The sequence below is a fragment of the Streptomyces sp. Q6 genome, assembly GCF_036967205.1.
Taxonomy (GTDB): Bacteria; Actinomycetota; Actinomycetes; order Streptomycetales; family Streptomycetaceae; genus Streptomyces; species Streptomyces citrinus.
Genome location: NZ_CP146022.1, coordinates 5,670,377 through 5,694,955, shown reverse-complemented (window position 1 = coordinate 5,694,955; position 24,579 = coordinate 5,670,377). Strand labels below are relative to the sequence as shown.

Below are 24,579 nucleotides of genomic sequence, written 5' to 3'. Positions count from 1 at the left end.
CGCGCCACGGTGGCGCGCATTCAGGGGCGGGGCGATGGAGCAGACACACACCTCCCACAACACCAGCACGGCGGCGCCGGGCGCCCAGCGACGGGTACTCGTCGTCGAGGACGACCCCACGATCGTGGAGGCCATCGCCGCCCGGCTGCGTGCCGAGGGATTCCTCGTGCAAACCGCACAGGACGGCCCGTCAGCGGTCGACACGGCCGAGGCCTGGCAGCCCGACCTGCTGATTCTCGACATCATGCTGCCCGGCTTCGACGGCCTCGAGGTCTGCCGTCGCGTGCAGGCCCAGCGGCCGGTGCCGGTGCTGATGCTGACGGCGCGCGACGACGAGACCGACATGCTGGTCGGTCTCGGCGTCGGCGCCGACGACTACATGACGAAGCCGTTCTCCATGAGAGAGCTGGCGGCGCGGGTCCACGTCCTGCTGCGCCGCGTCGAGCGGGCCGCGCTCGCCGCCGCGACTCCGCGCAGCGGGATCCTCCGCCTCGGCGAACTGGAGATCGACCACGCGCAGCGCCGCGTGCGGGTCAGGAGCGAGGACGTCCACCTCACTCCGACCGAGTTCGACCTGCTGGTCTGCCTGGCGAACACGCCGCGCGCCGTCCTCTCCCGCGAGCAGCTGCTCGCCGAGGTGTGGGACTGGGCCGACGCCTCGGGCACCCGTACCGTCGACAGCCACATCAAGGCGCTGCGCCGGAAGATCGGGGCGGAGCGCATCCGGACCGTGCACGGCGTCGGTTACGCGCTGGAGACGCCGACCCCATGAGCGCCGGGGACCGGGCACCGCACTCACGGCCGCTCAAGCCGCCCCTCAACCCGCACTGGGCGACCGGCGGCCTGCGCCCGTTCTCGATCAAGGCGAAGCTCGGCACGCTCGTGGTCGTCTCCGTCTTCATCACCACGGGCCTGCTCATGGTGGCGATGTACACGGCGACGGAGCTCCGCTTCATCACGGTGTTCTCGATCATCGCGACACTGCTGATCACGCAGTTCGTGGCGCACTCGCTGACCGCGCCGCTGGACGAGATGAACACGGTGGCCCGCTCCATCTCGAACGGGGACTACACGCGCCGGGTGCGCGGCGACGGCCGCCGCGACGAACTGGGCGACCTGGCGGTGACGATCAACCGCATGGCCGACGAGCTGGCCGCGCAGGACCAGCAGCGCAAGGAACTCGTGGCGAATGTCTCCCATGAGCTGCGCACCCCCATCGCGGGCCTGCGCGCGGTCCTGGAGAACGTGGTCGACGGCGTGATGAGCGCCGATCCCGAGACGATGCGTACGGCGCTGAAGCAGACGGAGCGGCTCGGCCGGCTCGTCGAGACCCTCCTCGACCTCTCCCGTCTGGACAACGGTGTCGTGCCGCTCAAGGCCCGCCGCTTCGAGGTCTGGCCCTATCTGTCGGGAGTGCTGAAGGAGGCCAACATGGCCGTCTCCCAGCGCGCCGGCATCGCCTCGGGCTCCGGCACGCACACCCGGACCGACGTCCATCTGCACCTCGACGTCTCACCGCCCGAGCTGACCGCGCACGCCGACCCGGAGCGCATCCACCAGGTCGTGGCGAATCTCATCGACAACGCGGTGAAGCACTCCCCCGCGCACGGCCGCGTCACCGTACGGGCCCGGCGCGGGCCCTACCCGGAGTCCCTGGACCTCGAGGTCCTCGACGAGGGCCCCGGCATCCCGCAGTCCGAGTGGCACCGGGTCTTCGAGCGCTTCAACCGGGGCGCCGCGGCCAAGGGCGCACAGGGCAAGGGCGACGGCGGCACGGGACTCGGGCTCGCCATCGCGCGCTGGGCCGTGGACCTGCACGGCGGCCGGATCGGCGTGGCCGAATCGGCACGCGGCTGCCGGATCAAGGTCACTCTTCCGGGAGAGCCGAGAACGCAAAGTTGACGTAGGGTTTCGGTCAGGCAGGGGTCAAGCCGCGCCAGGGCGTACTCAGACGCGCCGGGCGCGGATCCGAACGTACGCAAACCCCGGTTGTTTCCCGCCATTTCCAGGCCCGAAACACAACTTCCAGTGTGACTTACGCGACGGATCACCGGCCCGGTCTGCACGTGCCGCTGATGGAGGCGTAGCCTTTATTCCCGCTGTCCATCACCTTGTGAGAAGCGGAAGAGGGCGGTTCACGCCGTGTCGCCACAGTCCCCCAGTAACTCGAGCATCTCCACCGAGACCGACCAAGCCGGGCAGGGCAAAAACCCTGCTGCCGCCTTCGGTCCCAACGAGTGGCTCGTCGACGAGATCTATCAGCAGTACCTCCAGGACCCGAATTCGGTAGACCGAGCCTGGTGGGACTTCTTCGCCGACTACAAGCCCGGTGCCGCAGCCGCGGGGGCTGCGCCGACTGAGCCTGTGAAGACACCGGCCCAGAAGCCCGCGGCCCCGGCCGCACCCGCACCCGCACCCGCACAGCCCGTTGCCGCATCTCCCGCACAGACTGCCGCCCCGGCTGCCGCACAGACTGCCGCCCCAGCTCCCGCCCAGGCGCCCGCCGCGCCGAAGCCGGCCGCTGCCGCGACTCCCGCACCTGCTCCTGCACCGAAGAAGGCTGAAGAAGTGACGACCGAGGCCCCTGCCGGCCCCGAGTTCGTGACGCTGCGCGGTCCCGCCGCCGCCGTCGCGAAGAACATGAACGCCTCCATCGAGGTCCCCACGGCCACGTCCGTGCGCGCCGTCCCGGTGAAGCTGCTGTTCGACAACCGCATCGTCATCAACAACCACCTCAAGCGCGCCCGCGGCGGGAAGATCTCCTTCACGCACCTCATCGGGTACGCGATGGTGCAGGCCATCAAGGCCATGCCGTCGATGAACCACTCCTTCGCGGTCAAGGACGGCAAGCCGACCCTGGTCAAGCCGGAGCACATCAACTTCGGCCTCGCCATCGACCTCGTGAAGCCCAACGGCGACCGTCAGCTGGTCGTCGCGGGCATCAAGAAGGCCGAGACGCTGAACTTCTTCGAGTTCTGGCAGGCCTACGAGGACATCGTCCGCCGCGCCCGTGACGGCAAGCTGGGCATGGACGACTTCACCGGCGTCACGGTCTCGCTGACCAACCCCGGCGGCCTCGGCACCGTCCACTCGGTCCCCCGCCTGATGCCCGGACAGTCGGTCATCATGGGCGTCGGCTCGATGGACTACCCGGCGGAGTTCCAGGGCACGTCCCAGGACACCCTCAACAAGCTCGGCATCTCGAAGGTCATGACGCTCACGTCGACCTACGACCACCGGGTCATCCAGGGCGCCGCCTCCGGCGAGTTCCTGCGCGTCGTCGCGAACCTCCTCCTCGGTGAGAACGAGTTCTACGACGACATCTTCAAGGCCCTGCGCATCCCCTACGAGCCGGTCCGCTGGCTCAAGGACATCGACGCCTCGCACGACGACGACGTCACCAAGGCCGCCCGCGTCTTCGAGCTGATCCACTCCTACCGGGTCCGCGGCCACGTCATGGCCGACACCGACCCGCTGGAGTACCGCCAGCGCAAGCACCCCGACCTCGACATCAACGAGCACGGGCTGACGCTGTGGGACCTGGAGCGCGAGTTCGCCGTCGGCGGCTTCGCCGGCAAGTCGATGATGAAGCTCCGCGACATCCTCGGTGTGCTGCGTGACAGCTACGTCCGCACGGTCGGCATCGAGTTCATGCACATCCAGGACCCGAAGCAGCGCAAGTGGATCCAGGACCGTGTGGAGCGCCCGCACTCGAAGCCGGAGCGCGAGGAGCAGCTGCGCATCCTGCGCCGGCTGAACGCCGCGGAGGCGTTCGAGACGTTCCTCCAGACGAAGTTCGTCGGCCAGAAGCGCTTCTCCCTGGAGGGCGGCGAGTCCGTCGTCCCGCTGCTCGACGCGGTCATCGACTCCGCCGCCGAGGCCCGCCTCGACGAGGTCGTCATCGGCATGGCCCACCGCGGCCGCCTGAACGTCCTGGCGAACATCGTCGGCAAGTCGTACGCGCAGATCTTCCGCGAGTTCGAGGGCAACCTCGACCCGAAGTCGATGCACGGCTCCGGCGACGTGAAGTACCACCTGGGCGCCGAGGGCACCTTCACCGGCCTGGACGGCGAGCAGATCAAGGTCTCGCTGGCCGCCAACCCGTCCCACCTGGAGACGGTCGACCCGGTCATCGAGGGCATCGTCCGCGCCAAGCAGGACATCATCAACAAGGGCGGCACGGACTTCACGGTCCTGCCCGTCGCCCTGCACGGTGACGCGGCCTTCGCGGGCCAGGGCGTCGTGGCCGAGACGCTCAACATGTCGCAGCTGCGCGGCTACCGCACGGGCGGCACGGTCCACATCGTCATCAACAACCAGGTCGGCTTCACCGCCGCCCCGGAGTCGTCGCGCTCCTCCATGTACGCCACCGACGTGGCCCGCATGATCGAGGCGCCGATCTTCCACGTGAACGGCGACGACCCCGAGGCCGTCGTCCGCGTCGCGCGCCTCGCGTTCGAGTTCCGTCAGGCGTTCAACAAGGACGTCGTGATCGACCTCATCTGCTACCGCCGCCGCGGTCACAACGAGTCGGACAACCCGGCGTTCACGCAGCCGCTGATGTACGACCTGATCGACAAGAAGCGCTCGGTGCGCAAGCTGTACACCGAGTCCCTCATCGGTCGCGGCGACATCACCCTCGAAGAGGCGGAGCAGGCGCTCCAGGACTTCCAGGGGCAGCTGGAGAAGGTCTTCACCGAGGTCCGCGAGGCCGTCTCGCACCCGGGCGAGGCTCCCATCCCGGAGCCGCAGGCCGAGTTCCCGGTGCCGGTGCAGACCGCGATCTCCCAGGAGGTCGTCAAGCGCATCGCCGAGTCCCAGGTCAACATCCCGGACAACATCACCGTCCACCCGCGTCTGCTGCCGCAGTTGCAGCGCCGCGCGTCGATGATCGAGGACGGGACGATCGACTGGGGCATGGGCGAGACCCTCGCCCTCGGCTCCCTCCTCCTGGAGGGCACCCCGGTCCGCCTGTCCGGCCAGGACTCGCGCCGCGGCACGTTCGGCCAGCGCCACGCGGTCCTGATCGACCGGGAGACCGGCGAGGACTACACGCCGCTGCTGTACCTCTCCCCGGAGCAGGCCCGCTACAACGTCTACGACTCGCTGCTCTCCGAGTACGCGGTCATGGGCTTCGAGTACGGCTACTCGCTGGCGCGTCCCGAGTCCCTCGTGCTGTGGGAGGCGCAGTTCGGCGACTTCGTCAACGGCGCGCAGACGGTCGTCGACGAGTACATCTCGGCCGCCGAGCAGAAGTGGGGCCAGACGTCCGGCGTCACCCTGCTGCTGCCGCACGGCTACGAGGGCCAGGGCCCGGACCACTCCTCGGCCCGCATCGAGCGTTTCCTCCAGCTCTGCGCCCAGAACAACATGACGGTCGCGATGCCCACGCTCCCGTCGAACTACTTCCACCTCCTGCGGTGGCAGGTGCACAACCCGCACCACAAGCCGCTGGTGGTCTTCACGCCGAAGTCGATGCTGCGCCTCAAGGCCGCCGCGTCGAAGGTGGAGGAGTTCACGTCGGGCGGCTTCCGTCCGGTCATCAGCGACGACTCGGTCGAGGCGAACGCGGTCAAGAAGGTCGTCTTCGTGTCGGGCAAGCTGTACTACGACCTCGAGGCCGAGCGGAAGAAGAGCGGGATCACCGACACCGCGATCATCCGCGTCGAGCGTCTGTACCCGCTGCCGGGTGCCGAGCTCCAGGCGGAGATCAGCAAGTTCCCGAACGCCGAGAAGTACCTGTGGGCCCAGGAGGAGCCGGCGAACCAGGGTGCGTGGCCGTTCATCGCGCTCAACCTGATCGACCACCTGGACCTGGCGGTCGGCGCCGACATCCCGCACGGCGAGCGGCTGCGCCGCATCTCGCGTCCGCACTCCTCGTCCCCGGCGGTCGGCTCGGCCAAGCGCCACCAGGCGGAGCAGGAGCAGCTGGTGCGTGAGGTGTTCGAGGCGTAGGTCTCGTACGGCACATCCGGGGCCCCGCTTCGAGTCGTCACGGCTCGGGGCGGGGCCCTCGCGCGTGTCCGGCCGGGGATAATGGGGGCATGTACTTCACGGACCGTGGCATCGAAGAGCTGGAGAAGCGGCGAGGCGAGGAGGAGGTCACCTTCGAGTGGCTCGCCGAGCAGCTGCGGACCTTCGTGGATCTGAACCCGGACTTCGAGGTGCCGGTGGAGCGCCTGGCGACGTGGCTGGCGCGGCTGGACGACGACGAGGACGACGAGTAGCGCCCAGGAGTCAGTCGCGGGTCGCGCGCATCCTGTCGTACGCGAATCCGAGGGCGCCGTGGGCGAGCAGGACGGCGCCGGCGGTGAGCCAGCCGCCGCTGCGCCGCCGCAGGCCGTAGAGGGTGAGCGGGACCCCGGCGGCGAGCTGGGCGGCGGCGACGCAGCGGGCCCGGGGCCCGCGCAGCCAGGGGCCGACGCTGCTGCTCTCCACGACGTCGAGCTCGGCGTGCACCGCGTCCCGCCAGCCCGACCACGCGACGCGCTCCGCGTCCGGCTGCACGCGGGCGACCTCGCGCAGGCGGTCCGCCGGTTCGCCGGGCGTCAGGCCCGCGGGGAGCGTGAGCCCGGCGCGGGTCAGGACCGCGAGCAGGCCGCGCATCCGGGCGCGGGCGTCGGCCTCGGTGTCGGGTTCGGCCAGGGACTCCAGGGACTGCATGTCGAGTACGGGGTCGAGGCCGAGGCGGGCGGCGAAGGTGCGCAAGGCCTCGTGCTCGCCGACCGGGGTGCCGTTCGCGAGCCATTCGTAGCCGACGGGGCGGCGGAATCCCGAGGCGAGCGTGAAGCCGCTGTGGTCGGCGTCCCACCACAGCGCGAGCACCGGCCAGGGCGCGCCGACGGCGAGCGCTCCGGCCCAGCCTCCGAGGACCCGGTCGACGGGTTCGCCGCCACCCGCCGAGGCCGTCCAGGGCTTCGTCTCCGGTACGAGGACGCTCCACTCGCGTCCGGCCGCGGCGAGCAGCATGCGCTCGCGCAGCAGCTGGGCGGCGGGGCCGACGACGGTGGGTTCGGCGCGGCAGAGCAGGAGGGCACCGGCGGGTTCGGGGGACGGCATGGCCCCACGCTAGGGCAATTTGCCCGACTTGGACCACACATGACCACCCGAGGGCGACCACCGGCCGCGTCCGCGCTCTCGACAGTCTTGACTTCCCGGAACCGCGATATATCGTGTTTACGAGAGGACGCGATATGGCGTGTTCACTCCCGAGGAGGTCGCACCATGCCCGAGTGGTCCGTCGCAGAGCCGCAGAAACTCGCCTTCGACGAGCCGGTGACGGCCCTGCACGTACGCATCGTGAACGGAACGGTGAACGTGGTGGGCACGGACGAGAGCTCGGCCCGCCTGGAGATCTCGGACATCGAGGGGCCACCGCTCCTGGTGAAGCAGGAGCCGGACGGCACGTTGTCCGTCGCGTACGACGACCTGCCCTGGAAGGGCTTCCTCAAGTGGCTCGACCGCAAGGGCTGGCACCGCAGCGCGGTCGTCTCCCTCGCGGTGCCGTACGGCACCCGGGTCGAACTCGGTGTGGTCGGCGCGGGCGCGGTCGTCTCCGGCATACAGGGGCGTACCGAGGTGAAGGGCGTCACCGGCGACACCACGCTGGTGGGCGTCACAGGCCCGGTGCGCACCAGCACGGTCTCCGGCAGCGTGGAGGCGCAGGCGGTCACCGGCGATCTCAGGTTCAACTCGGTGTCGGGCGATCTGACCGTGCTGGACGGCTCGGGGTCCTTCGTGAAGGCGGACACGGTCAGCGGTTCGATGATCGTGGACCTGGACCCGGCGGGGCCGACGGACGTGAGCCTGGCGAGCGTCTCCGGCGAGATCGCCATCCGCATCCCGCACCCGGCGGACACGGAGGTCGAGGCGAACACGGCGAGCGGCGCGGTGTCGAACGCCTTCGAGGGCCTTCGGGTCTCCGGCCAGTGGGGCGCGCACAAGATCACGGGCCGCCTGGGGGCGGGCTCCGGCAAGCTGAAGGCGACGACGGTGTCCGGCGCGATCGCCCTCCTGCGCAGGCCGCCGACGGACGACGCGACACCGGCCGACGCTCCTGCCGATTCCCCCGCCGACGCCCCTGCCGACTCCTCCGCCGACAAGAAGGTGCTCTGATGGCTCCCGTCTTCGCCCACGGCCGACTGCGCCTGTACCTCCTCAAGCTGCTCGACGAGGCACCGCGTCACGGGTACGAGGTGATCCGCCTGCTGGAGGAGCGGTTCCAGGGCCTGTACGCGCCCTCGGCCGGCACGGTCTACCCGCGCCTGGCCAAGCTGGAGTCCGAGGGCCTGGTCACGCACACCACCGAGGGCGGCCGGAAGGTCTACGCGATCACGGACGCGGGCCGCGCCGAACTGGCCGATCGCAGCGGCGAGTTGGCGGATCTTGAGCTGGAGATCCGCGAGTCGGTGGCCGAGCTGGCCGCCGAGATCCGGGACGACGTGCGGGGCGCGGCGGGCGATCTGCGCCGCGAGGTCCGGGCGGCCACCTCCCAGGCGCGCACCTCGGGCGGTCCCGGTGCCTTCAAGGACGCCAAGGACCCGAAGGACGCCCCGGACTTCAGGGACAGCGAATCCTGGAGCGCGGCCAAGGAGGAGCTGCGCCGCGCCAAGCAGGAGTGGAAGGAGCAGGCGCGGCGGGCCAAGGACGAGAGCCGCCGGGCGCGCGACGAGGCGCAGCGGGCACGCCGTCAGGCCAAGGAGACCCAGGACAAGGTGCGGGCGCAGGCGCAGGAGGAGCTCCAGCGGATGGCCAAGCGCGTGCAGGACCAGGTCCAGGACCACTTCGCGCGCGGCGACTGGCCGACGGGCGTCCGCGAGGGCTTGTCCGAACTGGCCAAGGAGTTCGGCGAGTTCGGCAAGTCCTTCGGCAAGGACACGGCTCGCCCGGCGCCGGACGCCGGCCCGGAGCCCCAGTACCGCCCACCGTCCGACGAGGTCCCCGCCGAGTACGTCCCGTCGTGGGCGGCGGAGGACTCCACCGGCGACCCGGCCCGCGATCTGGACCGGCTCCTGGACCGCTTCCGTGACGACATCCGCGACACGGCGCGGGACCACGGCGTGACCGCCGACCAACTCCGCTCGGCCCGCCGCCATTTGTCGGAGGCGGCGGCCCACATCGGGGCGGCGCTGCGGGTACCGAAGGGGTGAGTTCCCGGGGCGGGGGCGCGGAGGTCAGCTCGCCGCCGCCTCGCCGCCCCCGTACAGCACCCGCTCCACCGACCCCGCGGTCACTCCGTGTGCGGCCAGGGCCTCGGCGGCGACGCCGGGGCGGGTGGTCAGGGCGAGCAGCAGGTGTTCGTCGCCGATGGCGCGGTCGCGGTGGGCGAGAGCGGCGCGCAGGGACGACTCCAGGACGCCCTTGGCCTCGCGGCTGAAGGGGCGGCGGCCGCCCAGTCGGCGGCCACCGGTCAGCGCGCCGACGCCGTGGGCCTGTTCGACCCGGGCGACGATCTCGTCCACGTCGATGCCGAGACCGGCGAGGGCCTCCGCGTCCGCCTGGGAGAGGCCCGCGCGGCGGCGGGCGTCGGCCAGGGAGCGGCCGATGACGTCACGGCGTCCGTCGGCGTCGACGCCGAGCGCGCCGAGGGCGAAGGAGCCCCGGGTGCCGCGCCGGTCGAGGAGCGAGAGCAGCAGATGCCCCTCGTCGACGTACTCCGCGCGTTCCCGTTCCGCGTGTGCGACGGCGCCCTTGACCACGTCGCGGGCGCCCTTGGTGAATCGCTCGAACATCATCGCCTCCCGTACTTCTTGTGCACGGCCTGCCTGCTGATTCCGAGCTCGGCCGCGATGTCCTGCCACGACCAGCCCTGATTGCGCGCACTGCGCACCTGTACCGCTTCCAGCTGCTCCAGCAGCCGCCGCAGCGCGGCGACCGCCCGCAGCCCGACCCGCGGATCGCGGGCGCCCGCCTGCTCGGCGAGATCCGTTGCCTCGGTCATGGTGTCAATGTAGGTTGACGCTCCCCTCATGTCAACCGAAGTTGACATGAGGGGAGAAAAGAAGGGGCGCCCCGAGTGGACGCCCCTTTCCCGTACGCCGCCTCAGACGGTCAGCACGACCTTTCCGAACAGCTCGCCGCCCGCCATCTTCTCGAAGCCCTCGCGCGCCCGGTCGAGCGGCAGCACCTCGTCGATCACCGGCCGCACGCCCGTCGCCGCACAGAAGGCCAGCAGGTCCTCCAGCTCGTCCTTGGACCCCATCGTCGAGCCGACGACCTTCAGCTCCAGGAAGAAGATGCGGTTCAGCTCGGCGGCCTTCGGGTTGGGGCCGCTGGTCGCGCCCGAGATGACCAGCGTGCCGCCCGGCTTCAGGGACTTGACGGAGTGCGACCAGGTCGCCGCGCCCACCGTCTCGATCACGGCGTCCACGCGCTGCGGCAGCCGCGCCCCCGACTCCACGGCCTCGACCGCGCCCAGTTCGAGCGCCCGCTTGCGCTTGGCCTCGTCACGGCTGGTCGCGAAGACGCGCAGCCCGGCCGCCTTGCCGAGGGCGATGGCGGCCGTGGCGACACCGCCGCCCGCGCCCTGCACAAGGACCGAGTCGCCGGGCCGTACGCCCGCGTTCGTGAAGAGCATCCGGTACGCCGTCAGCCACGCCGTCGGCAGGCACGCGGCCTCCTCGAAGGAGAGCTCCTTCGGCTTCGGCAGCACGTTCCACTGCGGCACGGAGACCTGCTCGGCGAAGGTGCCCTGGTACTTCTCGGTGAGGATGGAGCGGCCCTCGCGCGGGCCGACCCCGTAGCCGGTCTGCCCGATGACGGAGTGCAGCACGACCTCGTTGCCCTCGCTGTCGATCCCGGCGGCGTCGCAGCCCAGGATCATCGGCAGCGCCTCCTCGCCGAGTCCGACCCCGCGCAGGGACCACAGGTCGTGGTGGTTGAGGGAGGCGGCCTTGACGTTCACGGTGGTCCAGCCGGGCCGGTTCTCGGGGGCGGGCCGCTCCCCCAACTCCAGGCCGTTCAGCGGCTGATCACGGTCGATGCGGGCTGCGTAGGCGGCGAACATGACCTTGACGATAAGTGGCGCGGCGGGCACGCGGAACCACCCCGGCCTGTGACACACATCCCCTGGCGCGGCGCACGGAAAAGGCCCCGCCGAGGGCGGGGCCTTTACCGGACAGCCGGCCGCTAGCGGCGGGCGACGCCCTCGGCGCGGGCCGCGGCGGCGACCGCGGCCGTGACGGCCGGAGCCACCCGCTCGTCGAACGGCGACGGGATGACATAGCCGGCGGCGAGCTCATCGCCCACCACGGCGGCCAGCGCGTCGGCCGCGGCGATCTTCATGCCCTCGGTGATCCGGGAGGCGCGCACCTGGAGGGCGCCCGCGAAGATGCCGGGGAACGCCAGCACGTTGTTGATCTGGTTCGGGTAGTCCGAGCGCCCGGTCGCGACCACGGCCGCGTACTTGTGGGCGACGTCGGGGTGCACCTCGGGGTTCGGGTTCGCCATCGCGAAGACGAAGGCACCCGGCGCCATCGAGGCGACCGCCGACTCGGGGACCGTACCGCCCGAGACACCGACGAACAGGTCGGCACCGGCGAGCGCGTCCTCGAGGGATCCGCTCAGACCGGCCTTGTTGGTGATCTCGGCCAGCTCACGCTTGACCGACGTGAGGTCCTCGCGGTCCCGGCTGACGATGCCCTTGCGGTCGGTGACCGCGACGTCGCCGAGACCGGCCTCCAGGAGGAACTTCGCGATCGCCACGCCCGCCGCACCGGCGCCGGAGATCACACCGCGCAGCTCGCCGAGCGAGCGCCCGGACAGCTTCGCCGCGTTCTTCAGCGCGGCCAGCGTGACCACGGCCGTGCCGTGCTGGTCGTCGTGGAAGACCGGGATGTCGAGCTTCTCCTGGAGCCTGCGCTCGATCTCGAAGCACCGGGGCGCCGCGATGTCCTCCAGGTTGACGCCGCCGAAGGACGGCGCGAGCCGCACGACGGTGTCGACGATCTCGTCGACGTCGGTCGTCGCGAGCGCCAGCGGCACCGCGTCGACACCGCCGAACTGCTTGAAGAGAATGGCCTTGCCCTCCATCACCGGGAGGGATGCCTCGGGACCGATGTCACCGAGTCCGAGCACGGCCGTACCGTCCGTCACGACAGCCACGACGTTGGACTTCCATGTGTAGTCGTGGACGAGTTCCGGCTGCTCGGCGATCGCGCTGCACACTTTCGCGACGCCGGGCGTGTACGCCAGGGACAGGTCGTCCTTGTCGCGGACCGGCACGGTGGCCTGCACGGCCATCTTGCCGCCGCGGTGCAGCGCGAACGCCGGATCGAAAGGCTCGTCGGTGCCTTCGTTGCCGGTACTGCTGTCGCTGCGAGGATTGACGATCTCCGCTGCCACTTGTCTGACCCCTTAAGTCTTATTGCATCAGTGAGGGTGTCCGCTCCTGGTTGAGGAGCGGGCGGGCACCGCGTACGCACCGTTCGGTCACGTTGGTGAACCGCTGCACGGGCACGTACACGACGGGCGCGCCGCACGCGCGCCCTGAGCCCCGGATGAGGGGTGTAAAGAACCTTCTTACCTGACGGACGCGGTCGCGCACGAGTGCATACGTGATCGATCACGCGGCGGTGACATGACTCATAGCCGAATATGTGGACAAGTCATCGACTCATGCTCAAAGGGCGATGAAAGTCCGCCCGAATAATGAGACAGCGGACAGTTCGCCGGAGAATCTCCGGCCGCCGGGCGATACGTCCGCAGATGATGTGGGCCCTATGCACCCTGATGCGCGGGCCTGTTGGGCGGCTTGGTCCACCTGTTATCCGATTTTGACATCTCAGACACCCTGAGGCGGCCAGTCCGAATGGCAAGATGCCGTCATCACACGAGGTCGCGACACCCGAAGGTGTGTGCCAAGGCGACCGAGCACGGCAACTCCCTCACCCTGCCGGAGGAACCAACCATGACCGCAAGCACCACCCGTCGTACGACCGCGAAGTCCGCGAAGTCCCGGATAGCCGCGGTCGGCGCGATCGCGGTCGCCGGCACTCTGCTGCTGACCGGCTGCGGTGACCAGACCAAGTCCGACGAGAGCAGCTCGGACAAGGCGTCGTCGAAGGCCGCACCGCTCGCGAGCAAGCTCCCCAAGGAGATCCGCGACAAGGGCGTCATCCGCGTCGGTTCCGACATCGCGTACGCGCCCGTCGAGTTCAAGGACAAGTCGGGCAAGGCCATCGGTATCGACCCCGACCTGGCGGACGCGCTCGGCAAGCAGCTCGGCGTGAAGTTCGAGTTCCAGAACGGCACGTTCGACACCCTGATCACGGGTCTGCGCTCGAACCGCTACGACCTCGCCATGTCGGCCATGACCGACACCAAGGACCGTCAGGACGGTGTCGACTCCGACACCGGCAAGAAGGTCGGCGAGGGCGTCGACTTCGTCGACTACTTCAACGCGGGCGTCTCGATCTACACGCCGAAGGGCAAGACCCAGGGCATCAAGACCTGGGACGACCTGTGCGGCAAGAAGATCGTCGTCCAGCGCGGCACGGTCTCCCACGACCTCGCCAAGGCGCAGGCCAAGAAGTGCCCGTCGGGCAAGAAGCTCGGCATCCAGGCCTTCGACGACGACCAGCAGGCCCAGACCCGCCTGCGCTCCGGTGGCGCCGACGCCGGTTCCTCCGACTTCCCGGTCGCCGCGTACGCGGTGAAGACCTCGGGCGGCGGCAAGGACTTCGAGATCGTCGGCGAGCAGGTCGAGGCCGCCCCGTACGGCATCGCGGTCGCCAAGGACCAGACGGAGCTGCGCGACGCCATCAAGGCCGCGCTGGACGCCGTCATCAAGAACGGCGAGTACGAGAAGATCATCGCCAAGTGGGGTGTCGAGGCCGGTGCCGTCGACGCCGCCACCGTCAACGGCGGCAAGTAAGCGCCGAGCGCGCGCAGTCGACGTCGTTGAAAGGCAAGATCCGTGTCTGTTGACATAGAGAAGACGGGCGGCGGCCCCGAGGACACGCCGCCGCCCGCGGCCGCGCCGGAAGCCATCAAGGCGATCCCGGTCCGGCACTACGGGCGTTACGTCGCGGCGGTGATCGCGCTCGGCATCCTGGGCTCGATCATCTACGCGTTCGCCCAGGGCAAGATCAACTGGGGCGCCGTCCCCGACTACTTCTTCGACGACCGGATCATCTCCGGCGTCGGAAGGACCCTGCTCCTGACGGTCCTGTCGATGACGGTCGGCATCGTCGGCGGTGTCCTGCTCGCCGTGATGCGCCTGTCGAAGAACCCCGTGACCAGCTCGATCGCCTGGTTCTACATCTGGTTCTTCCGCGGCACCCCGGTCCTGGTCCAGCTGTTCGTCTGGTTCAACCTGGGTCTGGTCTTCGAGTACATCAACCTCGGGCCGATCTACAAGGACTACTGGTCGTCGTTCATGACGCCGTTCCTGACGGCGCTGCTCGGTCTCGGTCTGAACGAGGCCGCGTACATGGCGGAGATCTGCCGCGCCGGCCTGCTCTCGGTCGACGAGGGGCAGACGGAGGCCTCGCACGCGCTCGGCATGAGCCACACCAAGACGCTGCGCCGGGTGGTCATCCCGCAGGCGATGCGCGTCATCGTGCCGCCCACGGGCAACGAGGTCATCAACATGCTGAAGACGACCTCGCTGGTGTCGGCGGTGCAGTATCCCGAGCTGTTCAGAGCGGCCCAGGACATCGGCCAGCAGTCCGGTTCGCCGGTGGAGATGTACTTCCTGGCCGCGGCCTGGTACCTGATCATGACGTCGCTGCTCAGCGTCGGTCAGTACTACATCGAGCGCTACTACGCCCGTGGCTCCAGCCGTCAACTGCCGCCCACGCCCTGGCAGAAGGTGCGCGCGAGCGTGTTCTCCGTGGGCCGCCCGAAGGGAGCCCTGCGATGACCGAGCACGCCATGGTCAAGGCCGAGGGCGTCCACAAGTCCTTCGGCAACGTCGAGGTCCTCAAGGGCATCGACCTGGAGGTCAAGCAGGGTGAGGTCTTCTGCCTCATCGGCCCCTCCGGCTCCGGCAAGTCGACGTTCCTGCGGTGCATCAACCACCTGGAGAAGGTCAACGCCGGGCGGCTCTACGTCGACGGCCAGCTGGTCGGCTACCGGCAGCAGGGCGACAAGCTCTACGAACTCCGCGACCGGGAAGTCGCGTTGAAGCGGCGCGACATCGGCATGGTGTTCCAGCGCTTCAACCTCTTCCCGCACATGACGGCGCTCGAGAACGTCATGGAGGCGCCGGTCCAGGTCAAGCGGCAGTCGAGGGCGCAGGCCCGGACCCGCGCCCAGGAGCTGCTCGACCGCGTCGGCCTGGCCGACAAGGCGGGCAACTACCCCTCGCAGCTCTCCGGCGGCCAGCAGCAGCGGGTGGCGATCGCCCGCGCGCTGGCGATGGACCCGAAGCTGATGCTGTTCGACGAGCCGACGTCGGCGCTCGACCCGGAGCTGGTCGGTGACGTCCTCGACGTCATGCGCGACCTCGCCGAGTCCGGCATGACGATGGTCGTCGTGACGCACGAGATGGGCTTCGCCCGCGAGGTCGGCGACAGCTTGGTCTTCATGGACGAGGGCGTCGTCGTCGAGTCGGGGCATCCGCGCGACGTCCTGACGAACCCGCAGCACGAGCGGACGCAGTCGTTCCTGTCCAAGGTGCTGTGACCGCGGTAGCGCCTTGCGCGTGAAGGGCGGTGGGGACCCCAGGGTCCCCACCGCCCTTTCCCGTTCCCGCGGCCGGCCCGTCGCGTCAGGCGGGCTGCGGGGTGGGCGTCGCCGCGACGGGCACGACCGTGCGGGTCTCGCGCAGTATCAGCAGGCCGTTGATCACCATCGCGGTCGCGGTCAGGCAGTGGACGCCGAGCGCGGTGGCCACGGAGCCGTGGTGGGCCAGCACGGTCGTCATGTCGCCGTACGCGGCGAGGGCCTCCACCAGCAGCGCCCAGCCCAGCGCCCGGCGGTGGCCCGTGATCAGCAGGACGCCCAGGACCAGGGCGAGGACGACGTCGCGTATCCCCTTGATGACCAGGAAGCCGCCACCGTCGCCGGACGGCCAGCTCGGCAGGCCGAAGTCGGGGGCCGTCGTCTCCGGGCTCAGGATGAACTCCGAGCCGAACCAGAGGATGAAGAGGATGAAGGCGGCGGCCAGGACGGTGTTGAACTTCTTCAGCGACATGGTTCTTCTCCCTACGAGTCTTCGGTGGAACGACGGATCGGTGGAACGGCGGAACGGCGGATCGGCGGAACAGCGGACTGACGGATCGGTGGATCGGTGGACCGACGGCCCGGTGGACCGGTGGACCGACGGCCCGGTGGACCGATGAGCTTCGTGGAGCGCGGAGCGTGGGGGCGAGCGCGGCGTCGGCGTCCGGCTCAGACGAGGGCGGCGACGAGCAGCGTGAACGCGGCGACGATGACGGCGACCCGGACGTAGTGGTACCGGTTCCAGCGCTGCACCTGCTGCTTCCAGTCGGCGGGCCGGTTCTCGGGGGTCCACGTCTTGTTCCGGTTGTTGATCGGGACGAGCAGCAGGACCGACATGATCACGCTGACGGCCAGCAGCACCCCGCCACCGACGACGAGGCCGGTGCCGTGTGGGTCCCACCCGGTGACGGCCCAGACCGCGACGAGGACGAGCGAGCCGATGTACCAGAACGGCATCAGGGCGCCCATCATCCGGCCCCCGTGCGCATGGCCGAGCTGACTGCTGTCCTCGGGGAGCGCGTTCAGGATCGGGTTCATGACGAAGGCGACGGCGAGCTCGACCCCCACCATCAATCCGACAACCACCGTGGTGACGATCTCAAGCGCGTCGAACATGGCGACCCCTCCAAATTTCTAGCATTGCTAGGTGATGATGCAACGCTAGCCCTACTGTCGCTCGATTGTCTAGCGGTGCTAGAATCCCAGTCATGTCGGTACAAGAACGCAAGCAGCGCGAACGGGCGGAGCGCGAGCGCCTCATCGTGGCGACAGCCAGGGAACTCGCCGAGCAGCAGGGCTGGGACGCGGTCACCACGCGTCGGCTCGCCGACCGCATCGAGTACAGCCAGCCCGTCCTCTACAGCCACTTCCGCGGCAAACGCGAGATCATCGGCGCCGTCGCCCTGGAGGGTGCCGCCGATCTGGCCGTGGCGGTGCGCGCGGCGACCGCCGCCGCGTCCGGCCCGCGCGCGCGGGTCGCCGCCCTCGCCCACGCCTATCTCGACTTCGCCGAGCGCAACCCGGCGGTGTACGACGCGATCTTCCAGCTCGACGGCGGCCTCCCGTACGCGCGGGAGGACACCCCGGAACCCCTCAAGGACGCCTTCGCCGCGCTCCTGGAGAGCCTCGGGGAGGTAGCAGGGGACGGCGTCGACGCGGGGCTGTTCACCGAGACGTTCTGGGCGTGCCTGCACGGCCTCGCGACCCTGACCCGGGCGGGACGCCTGCCCCCGCAGGAGACCGAGCGGCGCGTGGGACTGCTGGTGGACCGGCTCCCCGTTGACTGACCGGGCCGGCCACGGTTCCCTTCTCACTCGGGCTCACGCGGGCCCGAGTCGCCGAGCGCCCTGCTCCACCCCTGACCCTTGGTAAGGTCCAATCATGGAACTGGCCTATTACTCGGACTACGCAGTGCGCCTGGTCAACACCGAGGAACCGGGGCGTGGCAAGGACACGCTGACCTCGGTGGAGGCGGTGCGCGAGCTCTTCGGCGCGGGCCAGGACGCGGCCCGCCGTGCCACCGACGCCGACCTGACCCGCTTCCGCGGCATCCGGGCACGCCTGCGCACCGTGTTCGAAGCCGCTGACGGCGGCGACGAGGAACTCGCGGTGAACCTGCTGAACTCGCTGCTCCTGGAGTTCCCGGTGAGCCCGCAGATCTCCGGGCACAACCACCGCGACGACGACGGCCGCCCCCTGTGGCACATGCACCTGGCGGACCACCCGTCGAACGCGACGGCGGGGTACGCGGCGATCGCCGCGATGGGCCTGGCGTTCCACCTCACGGAGTACGGCGTGGACCGCCTCGGCCTCTGCGAGGCGACCCCGTGCCGCAACGCGTACCTGGACACGTCCACGAACCGCTCACGGCGCTACTGCTCGGACCGCTGCGCGACCCGCGCCAACGTGGCCGCCTACCGTGCCCGCAAGCGCCTGGAGGCCGACGGCCCCGACCGGGCCGACACGGGACGTACGGCGGACCAGACCCAGGACAGCACGGCCGTCACGGACCGCTGACCCTCGCCCTCGGCCCACGGCCTGCGGCGCCGCAGCCGCCCGCGCACCTTGGCGAGCACCAGCTCGTCGGGGACGACGCCGTACACGGTGCTGTCGCCGCCGGCGCCCGGGTTGTCGCCGAGGACCCACCAGCCGCCGTCCCTGCGCTCGGCGATCCGCTTCACGACCAGAAGGTCCTGCTGGAAGGGGTGGCGCAGCACGATGACGTCACCCGGACGCACCCGGGCGCCGTGCTGCACCAGCATCCAGTCGCCCGGATAGAGGGTGGGCACCATGGACGGCCCGTCCACTTCGATGATCTGAAACGGCACCTTCGCCTCGCGCACTTCCTCGACCGCCTCGGGCATCAGTCATCCTCCCCGGTTCCCGCCGTGCTCCGGCACCTGTTCCATCCTCCACCAGTCCCAGTCTGACGCCGGTCTTTTGACCTAAGCCCCTGGGGGCACCCGAGAAAACCCGTCCTGCACGGAGTAATGTCGCACCCGAGAAGACGATCACGAGGAAGGAACAGCTACATGCTTTCCCGCCTGTTCGCCCCCAAGGTGAAGGCCAGCGCCCACTGCGACCTCCCCTGCGGCGTGTACGACCCCGCCCAGGCCCGCATCGAGGCCGAGTCGGTCAAGGCCGTCCAGGAAAAGATGGCCGGCAACGACGACGCGCACTTCCAGGCGCGCGCCACGGTCATCAAGGAGCAGCGTGCCGAGCTCGCCAAGCACCACGTCTCGGTGCTGTGGAGCGACTACTTCAAGCCCCCGCACTTCGAGAAGTACCCGGAGCTGCACCAGCTGGTCAACGACACCCTGAAGGCCCTCTCGGCCGCCAAGGGTTCGACCGACCCGGCCACGGGCCAGAAGGCGCTGGACTACATCGCCCAGATCGACAAGATCTTCTGGGAGACCAAGAAGGCCTGACCCAGGCCTCGTTCACGTCCGCGGAACCGGCGGGCGGTGCACCCCCGCGGGTTCGCTGTGTGAACATCTCCGAAGGGCCCGACCGAGCTTCCGCCCGGCCGGGCCCTTCGCCGTCCCCCGAACTTCTGTTCCTCGTAGCTTCTGTTTCCCGCAGTCCCTGATTCCCGCAGTCCCTGATACCCGCAGTCCCTGATACCCGCAGTGCCTGTTTCCCGTAGTCCCTGTACTGGAGCCGTTCCATGCCTCGCCGTCCCCGCGTCCTCTACGTCACCGACCTCGCGTACGAGGCCCGCGGCCGGCGCTACTGCGACGAGGACATCCGCCTCGCCTCCCGGCTGCGCGCCTGGTTCGACCTCGCGCTCTGCCACCCGCTGGACGCGGTCGCCCTGATGGACGGCTTCGACGCAGTCGTGGTGCGCAACAGCGGGCCGGTGCTCGGCTACCAAGAGGGCTACGAGGCGTTCCGCGCGCGGGCCCTGGAGCGGGGCACGAACGTCTACAACCCGCTGACCGGCCGCGCCGACATGGCCGGCAAGCAGTACCTCCTCGACCTGACCACCGCCGGGTACCCGGTGATCCCGACCGTGGACCGCGCGGAGGACCTGGACCGGCTCCCCCGCGCCGACGCGTACGTCGCGAAGCCGAAGCTGGGCGCGGACTCGATAGGCCTGCGCTTCGTACGTCCCGAGGAGCTCGCCGGCCTCCCCTACGCCGACGGCATCCTGGTCCAGCCACGCATCGACTTCACGTACGAGGTCTCCTTCTACTTCGTCGACGACCGGCTCCAGTACGCCCTGTACGCGCCCGACCCGGACCGCCGCTGGGAGCTCGTCCCGTACGAACCCACCGACGCGGACCGGGAGTTCGCCCGGAGCTTCATCGAGTGGAACGGCCTCGCGCACGGCATCCAGCGCGTCGACGCCTGCCGCGCCCCGGAGGGCGACCTGCTGCTGGTGGAGCTGGAGGACCTCAACCCGTACCTGTCGCTCGACCTGGTGGACGAAGCGACCCGGACGGCGTTCGTCCGGGCGATGGCGGACTCGGTCAACGCGACGATCGACGCCCGTACGGCACTGAACTAGCCTCTCACCACAGCCACTTGGGCACTTCGCGCACCGGGTGGAGCTTCTCCTCGCCGCGGCCTGCGAGTTCCGCCGCGCCACCCGCGTGCCCAAGTCGAGATGCGACCGGAAGGCTGTGCGCAACGCCCCGACGCGAGATCACCTCGGGCCGTGAGCGCCTTCACGCATCGGGATGCGGCCAGTCCCGTACCTCGGTCACCGCGACCACCGGCAACGGCCCGTAGATGTGCGGGAATCGGGGTCCGCCCGGCGAGACCTCCTCGACCCGCACCGGCACGTCGAGCAGCGCCGGGTCGATGACGAGCACCACCAGCTCGCCGGGCGCAGGCGCCGCCCCGTACAGCAACTCGGCGACCCCGCGCAGCTGGTGCGGGAACGAGCAGTGGATGAACCCCTCCTCCTGGAGGGTCCTGCCGCGGGTCGACCAGGTGTACGTGCCCGCGGCCCTGGCGCTCTCCCACAGGGTGCGCTCGGTGATGTGCAGCAGTTCGCTCATGCCGGACAACCTATGAGGTCGCGCGGCCGGTGCGGCGGGGCGCTACGCCGTCCGCGTGTACCGGCGGACGATCACGCCGTTGCCGAACGTCCGGTTCTCCACCAGGGCGAACTGCTCCAGGCCGCACTTCCGACCGCCGAACATCGGCATCCCGCCGCCGAAGACGATCGGATACGTCTTGATCACCAGCTCGTCGACCTCGTCCGCGAGCAGCCCGGCCACCTGCGCGCCACCGCACAGCCAGATGCCCAACTCGCCGTCCTCAGCCTTGAGTTCGCGGATCTTCCCGACGACGTCGTCGCGGATCAGCTCCACGTTCGGGTGCGGCGACTCGGTGAGGCTGCGCGTGGCGACGTACTCGCGCAGATGCCCGTACGGGCTGGTGACGTCGGCGTCGAGGCCCACCTGGTAGCTGCCGCGACCCTGGATGACCGTGTCGAACTTCTTGTTCGGCGCCCCGTCGAGGCCGAACGCCGGGCGGGCCTGAGTGGGGAGCGTGTCGGGGTATTCGCTGGTCAGGAACCCAAGGAACTCCTCGTCGAGGAAGGACATGAACGCGGAGCCGTCTCCGGACTCGTCCCCGATGAAGCCGTCGATGGAGGCGGCGACGAAGTACGTGAGCTTGCGCAAGCTGGTCTCTTTTCGCTGGGCGACAGAACGCTCCGGGGACGGCCTCGTCGACCGCTCGTCGACCGCTCGACGACTTGTCGACGGCCTATCGATGACCTGTCGATGACTTCCCCCCGAACCACTTCAGTTATAGTACTTCACCTGTAGTGGTTGCAAGGGATTAGGCGAGAGACGTCGGTGACGGGGAAGGAGTTCGGGAGATGGCGAGGAATCCGGAGCGCAGAGCCGCTCTCGTGGACGCGGCCGTCGAGGTGCTGGCCGCGGAGGGCGCGCGGGGCCTGACCTTCCGCGCCGTGGACACGGCGGCGGGCGTCCCCATCGGCACCTCGTCCAACTACTTCGCCAGCCGCGACGACCTGCTCCGGCAGATCGACGGCTGGTTGCACCAGCGGCTCGCGCCGAAGCCGGAGATCATCGAGAAGCTTCTCGCGCGCCCCCGCGACCGGGCCCTGGTCACCGCGTTCATGCACGACCTGATGAGCCGCGTGCAGGGCGACCGCACCGGCTTCCTCGCCCTGCTGGAGATGCGCCTGGAGGCGGGGCGCAGGCCGGAACTGCGCGCGTCCCTGATGACGTCGCTGCGCGGCGACCTCGACTTCGGCATCGCGTTCAACGCCGAGTCGGGCCTGCCGGGCGACGCCCAGGACATCACGCTGCTCTACCTGGGCATGCTCGGCCTGATCCTGGAGCAGTTGACGATGCCCGGGATGCTGGACGGCGCGATCCCCGGCGTGAGCGTGCCCGATGGTGTGGTGGAGCGACTGGTGGAGCGGATCGTGCCGGCGACGTGACCTCTTCGGGGACCCGTGGGCGCGACGCGGTCACCTACGCGCCCACCAGCCCGGCCGCCCCATCGGCCACCAGCACGGTCGCCCGAATCGCCCACCAGCACGGTCGCCGGATCGGCCATCGCGTCGGCCATCGGACGGGCCGTCGCGTCGATCATCGGACAGGTCGTCGCGTTGGTCATCGGACGGCCATGAAGTCGGTCATCGGGTCGGCCATCAGGCCGGTCTTCAGGCCGGTCTTCAGGCCGGTCTTCAGGCCGGTCTTCAGGCCGGCCATCAGACCGGCCATCAGATAAGTCACCGGCGCCGTCAGCTCGTGTGCGGCTCCCGCCACATGGGCCACAGCGTCGGCCCGTCCGGCAGGTCGAGCGCGGTGCCCGTGCACACGAAACCGAGCCGCTCGTACAGCGCGCGACTGCGCGGGTTGCTGGCCTCCAGATAGACGGGCAGCCCTTCCCGGTCGCAACGCTCAAGGACCGGCGCCATCAGCGCGGTGCCGAGGCCCTCGCCCTGCCGGCCCGGCACGACGCCGATCATCCAGAGATAGACGTGCGCGCGGCCCACGGGGTGGATGCCGGCCGTCAACCGGGCTATCTGCTCGACCCGTTCGTTGTCCGGGTCGACGGCTGCCCGCACGGCCGCGGCCTGCTCGGCCAGTTCCTTCTCGGCGAGCGCGGCAAGCTCGGCGGACTCCGGTGACCCGTCCACCTCATCGGACGCATTCGCCTCATGCGAATCATGCGGCTCGTGGGCCTGATGGGGCTCGTCCGGCATCTCCATCCACAGCGCGACGGCCGCACTGTCGTCCACGAGATCGATGTACCCGTCGGCGAGCGTGGCGTCGGTGAACACACCCATCAGCCCCGCGTGCCGGGCGCGCCGGTACTCCTCGCCGGGGAAGACCCAGCCGCTGACCGGATCGTCCATGAACGCGTCGTCGAGCAGTCGCACGACGAGGTCCCGATCACTCTGCTCCGCCCGCCGGATGCGCACACCCACGCCGACCGCCCCCTGCCTCGAACCTCAACCCGCTTGCCCTGTCCGGTCGTTGGCAGCCTAAGTGATCAGCGGAGCACACGGGCACGGTCCCCTGCACTCCGCCTTGTCCTCTCCCCCGTTTCCCCCGGTCACCCCTTTCCCCCGGTCACCTCTTTCCCCCGGTCACCTCTTTCCCCCGTTATCCCATGCCCCCTGCCTCCCTCCCTCGGCTTCTCTCCAACGGCCCGCCGGGATCACCACCCGCCAGCCCGCCGGCCCGTGACCCGTCACTGGCCCCCCGTCAGCCCGTCGTCAGTAACCGCGTCGCGTGACGAACTCCGCCAGCGACAGCAGTCCGCCCGCCGCCTCCGGATCCGGGACCGCCCGCGACAACTGGTGCACCGCGCGAGCCATCTGGTCCGCGGCCTCCGTCTGCGCCCAGTCGCGCCCACCGGCCCGCTCGACCGCGAGCGCGATGGCCTCCAGTTCCGCCTCGCTCTCCTTACGGGGACCCGGTGGCCCGTACAGCGCGGCCAGGTCGGCCGCGTACGGGCCGCCCGAGGCGAGACCCGCGACGACCGGCAGGGACTTCTTGCGTACGGCCAGGTCGGCCCCGGCCGGCTTGCCGGTGCGGGCCGGGTCGCCCCAGATCCCGATCACGTCGTCGATCAGCTGGAACGCCAGGCCCGCCGCCCGCCCGAACGCGTCCAGCGCCTCGACCTCCTCCGGCGCCGCCCCCGCGTACAGCCCGCCGAGCGCACACGCGCAGCCGAGCAGCGCCCCCGTCTTGGCCTCCGCCATGGCGAGGGTCTCCTCCAGGGTCACCTCCGCCGGATCACGCCGCTCCAGGGCGACGTCCGTGGACTGGCCCGCGCACAACTCGACGACACAGGCCGCGAGCCGGGCCGCCGCCGAGGCCGCCGCCGGGTGCCGGTCCTCGGCGAGCAGCCGCTGCGCCTGGGCCTGGAGCGCGTCACCCGCCAGGATCGCGTCGGCGTCCCCGAACACCGTCCACGCGGTCGCCCGGTGCCTGCGGGTGGCGTCCCGGTCCATCACGTCGTCGTGCAGCAAGGTGAAGTTGTGCGTCAACTCCACCGCTGCCGCCGCCCGTACCGCCTGCTCGGGCCGGCCGCCCAGGGCCCGCGCCGCGGCCAGGACGAGGGCGGGCCGTACGGCCTTCCCCGCGTTCCCCGCCGCGGGCGTACCGTCCGCGTGCTCCCAGCCGAAGTGGTACAGGGCAACGCGGCGTATGGACCCCGGCAGGGCCTCGACGGCTGTGCGCAGTTCGGGATCGACGGTGCTCCTGGCCTGCGCGAGGATCACCGCCGCCTCGTGCGCCTCGTGCCCGTCGCGGCCCGCGCTCGCCGCCACCGCCTCGACATGCTCTGCCACCACTCGCGTCTCCGTCGTCTGCGTCATGGACTCACCCCGGAGAGGGTGCGGACGGTGGCGGTTCCGCTGCTGCTGGGCGCGTACCCCCTGGATGTACCCGCCCCGGCGGGCGGGGACAC

The 24,579-nt window shown here is 70.1% G+C and carries 27 protein-coding genes; 14 read left to right on the top strand and 13 right to left on the bottom strand.

What is annotated here, in order from left to right; all coding sequences use genetic code 11:
- Window positions 1-34: 34 nt before the first annotated feature.
- The 4 genes from V2W30_RS26610 (at window position 35) to V2W30_RS26595 (ending at window position 6,227) form a co-directional block, all read left to right on the top strand.
- Window positions 35-772, top strand: a complete 738-nt coding sequence (locus V2W30_RS26610; protein ID WP_338700385.1) for a response regulator transcription factor — start codon at window positions 35-37, stop codon at window positions 770-772.
- Window positions 769-1,902, top strand: a complete 1,134-nt coding sequence (locus tag V2W30_RS26605) for a HAMP domain-containing sensor histidine kinase (protein ID WP_338700383.1) — start codon at window positions 769-771, stop codon at window positions 1,900-1,902. Before V2W30_RS26610 ends, V2W30_RS26605 begins: the two co-directional genes overlap by 4 nt.
- 240 nt (window positions 1,903-2,142) lie before the next feature.
- Window positions 2,143-5,955, top strand: a complete 3,813-nt coding sequence (locus V2W30_RS26600) for a multifunctional oxoglutarate decarboxylase/oxoglutarate dehydrogenase thiamine pyrophosphate-binding subunit/dihydrolipoyllysine-residue succinyltransferase subunit (protein WP_425244601.1) — start codon at window positions 2,143-2,145, stop codon at window positions 5,953-5,955.
- Between the two features lie 89 nt (window positions 5,956-6,044).
- Entirely contained in the window at window positions 6,045-6,227 is a 183-nt protein-coding gene (locus tag V2W30_RS26595; RefSeq protein ID WP_019058231.1) for a DUF6104 family protein, read from the top strand.
- A 10-nt stretch (window positions 6,228-6,237) separates the two neighbouring features.
- Here the strand turns inward: V2W30_RS26595 and V2W30_RS26590 are convergent, their stop codons facing one another.
- Complete coding sequence (locus tag V2W30_RS26590) at window positions 6,238-7,059, bottom strand: hypothetical protein (RefSeq protein ID WP_338700378.1); 822 nt, start codon at window positions 7,057-7,059, stop codon at window positions 6,238-6,240.
- 165 nt (window positions 7,060-7,224) lie between these two features.
- On the opposite strand from V2W30_RS26590, the gene V2W30_RS26585 reads away from it, so the two are divergent.
- Window positions 7,225-8,115, top strand: a complete 891-nt coding sequence (locus V2W30_RS26585) for a DUF4097 family beta strand repeat-containing protein (RefSeq protein WP_338700376.1) — start codon at window positions 7,225-7,227, stop codon at window positions 8,113-8,115.
- Window positions 8,115-9,149 (top strand): helix-turn-helix transcriptional regulator, encoded by a 1,035-nt coding sequence (locus V2W30_RS26580; protein ID WP_338700373.1) that lies wholly within the window; start codon window positions 8,115-8,117, stop codon window positions 9,147-9,149. Before V2W30_RS26585 ends, V2W30_RS26580 begins: the two co-directional genes overlap by 1 nt.
- 24 nt (window positions 9,150-9,173) lie before the next feature.
- Here V2W30_RS26580 and V2W30_RS26575 read toward each other — a convergent pair whose 3' ends face one another.
- The 4 genes from V2W30_RS26575 to V2W30_RS26560 all read right to left on the bottom strand — a co-directional run bounded on the left by V2W30_RS26575 (window position 9,174) and on the right by V2W30_RS26560 (window position 12,342).
- Entirely contained in the window at window positions 9,174-9,731 is a 558-nt protein-coding gene (locus tag V2W30_RS26575) for a Clp protease N-terminal domain-containing protein (protein ID WP_338703768.1), read from the bottom strand.
- Window positions 9,731-9,940, bottom strand: coding sequence for a helix-turn-helix domain-containing protein (locus V2W30_RS26570; protein WP_338700371.1), 210 nt, complete (start codon window positions 9,938-9,940; stop codon window positions 9,731-9,733). Before V2W30_RS26570 ends, V2W30_RS26575 begins: the two co-directional genes overlap by 1 nt.
- A gap of 102 nt (window positions 9,941-10,042) precedes the next feature.
- Window positions 10,043-11,005 (bottom strand): zinc-binding dehydrogenase, encoded by a 963-nt coding sequence (locus tag V2W30_RS26565; RefSeq protein WP_338700370.1) that lies wholly within the window; start codon window positions 11,003-11,005, stop codon window positions 10,043-10,045.
- A 122-nt stretch (window positions 11,006-11,127) separates the two neighbouring features.
- Entirely contained in the window at window positions 11,128-12,342 is a 1,215-nt protein-coding gene (locus V2W30_RS26560) for an NADP-dependent malic enzyme (RefSeq protein ID WP_338700368.1), read from the bottom strand.
- A 565-nt stretch (window positions 12,343-12,907) separates the two neighbouring features.
- Here V2W30_RS26560 and V2W30_RS26555 point away from each other — a divergent pair.
- The 3 genes from V2W30_RS26555 to V2W30_RS26545 are packed head-to-tail and all read left to right on the top strand — an operon-like array spanning window position 12,908 to window position 15,627.
- Window positions 12,908-13,873, top strand: a complete 966-nt coding sequence (locus tag V2W30_RS26555; RefSeq protein WP_338700366.1) for an ABC transporter substrate-binding protein — start codon at window positions 12,908-12,910, stop codon at window positions 13,871-13,873.
- Window positions 13,874-13,915: 42 nt separating this feature from the next.
- Complete coding sequence (locus tag V2W30_RS26550; protein WP_338700365.1) at window positions 13,916-14,863, top strand: amino acid ABC transporter permease; 948 nt, start codon at window positions 13,916-13,918, stop codon at window positions 14,861-14,863.
- Window positions 14,864-14,874: 11 nt separating this feature from the next.
- A complete protein-coding gene (locus V2W30_RS26545; protein ID WP_425244702.1) occupies window positions 14,875-15,627 on the top strand; it encodes an amino acid ABC transporter ATP-binding protein in 753 nt (250 codons plus the stop codon).
- A gap of 85 nt (window positions 15,628-15,712) precedes the next feature.
- On the opposite strand, the gene V2W30_RS26540 is transcribed toward V2W30_RS26545, so the two are convergent.
- A complete protein-coding gene (locus V2W30_RS26540) occupies window positions 15,713-16,138 on the bottom strand; it encodes a DUF4267 domain-containing protein (protein ID WP_338700360.1) in 426 nt (141 codons plus the stop codon).
- A 197-nt stretch (window positions 16,139-16,335) separates the two neighbouring features.
- On the bottom strand, window positions 16,336-16,782 hold the full coding sequence (locus V2W30_RS26535) for a DUF1772 domain-containing protein (RefSeq protein WP_338700359.1): 447 nt from the start codon (window positions 16,780-16,782) through the stop codon (window positions 16,336-16,338).
- 92 nt (window positions 16,783-16,874) lie between these two features.
- On the opposite strand from V2W30_RS26535, the gene V2W30_RS26530 reads away from it, so the two are divergent.
- Entirely contained in the window at window positions 16,875-17,453 is a 579-nt protein-coding gene (locus V2W30_RS26530) for a TetR/AcrR family transcriptional regulator (protein WP_338700358.1), read from the top strand.
- 94 nt (window positions 17,454-17,547) lie between these two features.
- The gene (locus V2W30_RS26525; protein WP_338700356.1) at window positions 17,548-18,183 is read left to right on the top strand and encodes a CGNR zinc finger domain-containing protein; all 636 of its coding nucleotides are present in this window, start codon (window positions 17,548-17,550) and stop codon (window positions 18,181-18,183) included.
- Here the strand turns inward: V2W30_RS26525 and sodX are convergent.
- A complete protein-coding gene (gene sodX, locus V2W30_RS26520; protein WP_338700355.1) occupies window positions 18,081-18,530 on the bottom strand; it encodes a nickel-type superoxide dismutase maturation protease in 450 nt (149 codons plus the stop codon). The genes V2W30_RS26525 and sodX overlap by 103 nt on opposite strands.
- A 168-nt stretch (window positions 18,531-18,698) precedes the next feature.
- Here sodX and sodN point away from each other — a divergent pair, with 168 nt between their 5' ends.
- Both sodN and V2W30_RS26510 read left to right on the top strand, forming a co-directional pair.
- Window positions 18,699-19,094, top strand: a complete 396-nt coding sequence (gene sodN, locus V2W30_RS26515; protein WP_324772391.1) for a superoxide dismutase, Ni — start codon at window positions 18,699-18,701, stop codon at window positions 19,092-19,094.
- A gap of 239 nt (window positions 19,095-19,333) precedes the next feature.
- The gene (locus V2W30_RS26510; RefSeq protein WP_338700352.1) at window positions 19,334-20,176 is read left to right on the top strand and encodes a hypothetical protein; all 843 of its coding nucleotides are present in this window, start codon (window positions 19,334-19,336) and stop codon (window positions 20,174-20,176) included.
- Between the two features lie 160 nt (window positions 20,177-20,336).
- Here the strand turns inward: V2W30_RS26510 and V2W30_RS26505 are convergent, their stop codons facing one another.
- Entirely contained in the window at window positions 20,337-20,672 is a 336-nt protein-coding gene (locus V2W30_RS26505; RefSeq protein WP_338700350.1) for a DUF952 domain-containing protein, read from the bottom strand.
- 42 nt (window positions 20,673-20,714) lie between these two features.
- The gene (locus V2W30_RS26500) at window positions 20,715-21,302 is read right to left on the bottom strand and encodes a dihydrofolate reductase family protein (protein WP_338700348.1); all 588 of its coding nucleotides are present in this window, start codon (window positions 21,300-21,302) and stop codon (window positions 20,715-20,717) included.
- 200 nt (window positions 21,303-21,502) lie between these two features.
- Between V2W30_RS26500 and V2W30_RS26495 the strand changes: the two genes are divergently transcribed.
- Window positions 21,503-22,093, top strand: coding sequence for a TetR/AcrR family transcriptional regulator (locus V2W30_RS26495; RefSeq protein WP_338700346.1), 591 nt, complete (start codon window positions 21,503-21,505; stop codon window positions 22,091-22,093).
- Window positions 22,094-22,268: 175 nt separating this feature from the next.
- Here V2W30_RS26495 and V2W30_RS26490 read toward each other — a convergent pair whose 3' ends face one another.
- From V2W30_RS26490 to V2W30_RS26480, 3 genes are all read right to left on the bottom strand, one after another.
- Entirely contained in the window at window positions 22,269-22,424 is a 156-nt protein-coding gene (locus V2W30_RS26490; protein ID WP_338700345.1) for a hypothetical protein, read from the bottom strand.
- Window positions 22,400-23,089 carry a GNAT family N-acetyltransferase gene (locus V2W30_RS26485; RefSeq protein WP_338700344.1) on the bottom strand — a complete coding sequence of 230 codons (690 nt, stop codon included), beginning with the start codon at window positions 23,087-23,089 and terminating at the stop codon, window positions 22,400-22,402. The genes V2W30_RS26490 and V2W30_RS26485 overlap by 25 nt, the downstream gene beginning before the upstream one ends.
- A gap of 291 nt (window positions 23,090-23,380) precedes the next feature.
- Window positions 23,381-24,487 carry a family 2 encapsulin nanocompartment cargo protein polyprenyl transferase gene (locus V2W30_RS26480; RefSeq protein WP_338700342.1) on the bottom strand — a complete coding sequence of 369 codons (1,107 nt, stop codon included), beginning with the start codon at window positions 24,485-24,487 and terminating at the stop codon, window positions 23,381-23,383.
- Between the last annotated feature and the right edge of the window lie 92 nt (window positions 24,488-24,579).